This window comes from Streptomyces sp. SDr-06 (assembly GCF_003324565.1).
In the GTDB taxonomy this organism is placed as follows: Bacteria; Actinomycetota; Actinomycetes; order Streptomycetales; family Streptomycetaceae; genus Streptomyces.
In genome coordinates this window covers 1-2,470 of record NZ_QOLA01000062.1, presented here as the reverse complement: position 1 = coordinate 2,470, position 2,470 = coordinate 1, and the positions used below count along the sequence as shown (strand labels likewise).

Genomic DNA, 2,470 nt, shown 5'->3' with positions numbered 1-2,470 from the left:
GGGTCACGCAGCACGCTGCGCACCAGCCCGAAGACAGGGCCGATGACCGCGTCGTACACCGCGGAGAACGCCTCCTCGTCGCCGCGCGCGGTCCTGCCCAGAAGCTCGGGCAGGTCGGGGCCGACCTCACGAACTCCACCGATGTGCACGCTCTCTTTCACCCGGCGATCCTCCCGGAAGTTCGTGGTTGTGCAGGTGATTCGGAGCCAGCGGGCCGTCGGATTGCTGCGCGCTGAGAGTTCCGGCCCTGGCCTCGAAAGTCTGCCTCTGGGCGGGTTGAGGGCTGCGGCGCGTCGTGTCGGCCGATCGAGTGGAAAGGGCGCCGTGCTCCAAGCCGGTCCGCGGCGCGTGCCGAACCGCTCGTGCGGCCGTTCCGGTCAGGACGGCCGTCCCTGCCGCCTCGCTGGCGGAACGGGGACCTGACACCACAGCAAGGAGTACGGAAGAAGCAGGCATGGAAGAGCGTGACCGTGATGCTCGCGATGGGTGCCGCGGCGCTCGCGGGAGCGCCGGCAGCGTTCGCCGACGCCCGTGCGCAGGGTGCGGCGGTGGGCTCGCCCGGGGTGCTGTCCGGCAACGTGATCCAGATTCCGGTCCATGTTCCCGTCAACGTGTGCGGGAACACCGTCAGCGTGATCGGCATCCTCAACCCGGGGTTCGGCAACCGTTGTTTCAACGGCGGTCGTGAGCAGATGGGCTGGGACCACCGCGGCATCCACCGACCGATGCCTGAGGAGGATCGGCAGCGCTAAAGCGCCGTGAGCGCCAGGGCTCTCGCGTCCTGAAGCGAGAGCCTGCCTTGGGGAAGGCGACAGAAACGGTCCGCGCCGGCGCCGGATGAGCACAGCATCCCGTCGGCGCGGGCTACGTCCAACTCGGTGAAGTGCGCGGCGAGCCTGGCGGAGCCCCGGAGAGAGCGGGCTGAGCGTGGGCGCGTACCCATTGCCGTCATACGCCGATGCGGCTGCGGCACACAGCCGTTCACCTGCCGGGGGAGCCCCTCACGCCCCGTCAGCCATACGCGTGGTCTGACTCGTTGGAATGATCGGCCAATCCCGCTGCCCATCGGCTCCGAATAGGAGCCGTGATGAAACTTCTGAGCAGGGGGATCCGCCTTCCGCTCGCAGCGCTGTCCGGACTGCTGGCCGGGTTCGCCGCGCTGTCCGTGGCCGAGCTGGTCTCCGCCGCGGTCCGCCCGGAATCCGGTCCGGTGATCGCCGTGGGCGGCGCAGCCATCGACCGCACACCCGCGGCCCTGAAGGACTGGGCGATCCGGCACTTCGGCACCAACGACAAACTCTTCCTCCAACTCGGCATCCTCACCGTCCTGGCCCTGCTCGCCCTCGTCCTCGGCGTCCTCGCGCTGCGTTTTCGCCGCACCGGGGCCGCCGGAGTCCTGCTGTTCGGTGTGGTCGGAGCGCTGGCGGCGATCAGCCGCCCGGACTCGACGAGCGCCGCGGACGCGCTGCCCTCCGTGATCGGCGCTCTCGCCGGAGCAGGACTGCTGTACCTGCTCATCGGCCGCCTCACCGCACCAGGCCGGGACGCGGCCGGGACCGGCGTGGCGCCTCAAGGAGAGGCGTCGGCACCGCCTGGTGGCTGGGACCGGCGCGGGTTTGTGATCGCGGCCAGCGCCGCGGCCGCCGCTTCCGCCGGTGCCGGACTGCTGGGACGTTCCCTGAACGGCTCCCACGGCCAGGGCGCCGTCGCTTCCCGGGCCAAGGTGGTGCTGCCCCGGCCCGCCTCGGCAGCTCAGCCGATTCCCGCCGCTGCGGTCCTGCATACCCCGGGCATCAGCCCGTTCGTCACCCCCAACGGCGACTTCTACCGCGTCGACACCGCCCTGGTCATCCCCAAGGTCGACGCGACGACCTGGCGGATGAAGATCCACGGCAAGGGCATCGCCCGCCCACTCACCGTCACCTTCCAGGACCTGCTGGGGCGCCAACTGATCGAGCGGGACATCACGCTCACGTGTGTGTCCAACGAAGTCGGCGGTCCCTACGTCGGCAACGCCCGCTGGATCGGGGTGCCGCTCGCCGACCTGCTGAAGGAGGCCGGGGTGCGGCCGCCGTCGAGGGGCGGCCCGGCCGACCAGCTGGTGGCGCGGTCGGTGGACGGCATGACGATCGGCAGCCCGGTCGAGGACATCATGGACGGCCGCGACGCGATGCTCGCCCTTGGCATGAACGGTGAACCCCTCCCGTTCGTGCACGGTTTCCCGGTCCGCATGGTGGTCCCGGGCCTGTACGGCTATGTCTCGGCGTGCAAGTGGCTCCAGGACCTGGAACTGACCACGTTCGACGCCTACGACGCGTACTGGGTCAAGCGCTCCTGGGCGAAGAAGGCGCCGATCAAGACGGAGTCCCGGATCGACACCCCGAAACCGTTCGCCCGGCCCAAGGCGGGCACGGTGATGATCGCCGGGGTCGCCTGGGCGCAGCACCGAGGCATCGACCGGGTCGAGGTC

General features: G+C 70.4%; 2 protein-coding genes. Both read left to right on the top strand.

The genetic code is table 11. From position 1 onward, the window contains the following. Positions 1 to 473 precede the first annotated feature (473 nt). Complete coding sequence (locus DT019_RS38945) at positions 474 to 752, top strand: chaplin (protein ID WP_114041727.1); 279 nt, start codon at positions 474 to 476, stop codon at positions 750 to 752. Positions 753 to 1,087: 335 nt separating this feature from the next. After that, on the top strand, positions 1,088 to 2,470 hold a 1,383-nt coding region (locus DT019_RS38940; RefSeq protein ID WP_114041726.1), incomplete at its 3' end, for a molybdopterin-dependent oxidoreductase.

What these genes read in the sequence shown, in the direction of transcription:
- DT019_RS38945 (WP_114041727.1), top strand. Translation starts at nt 474, where the DNA reads ATGCTCGCGATGGGTGCCGCGGCGCTCGCGGGAGCGCCGGCAGCGTTC.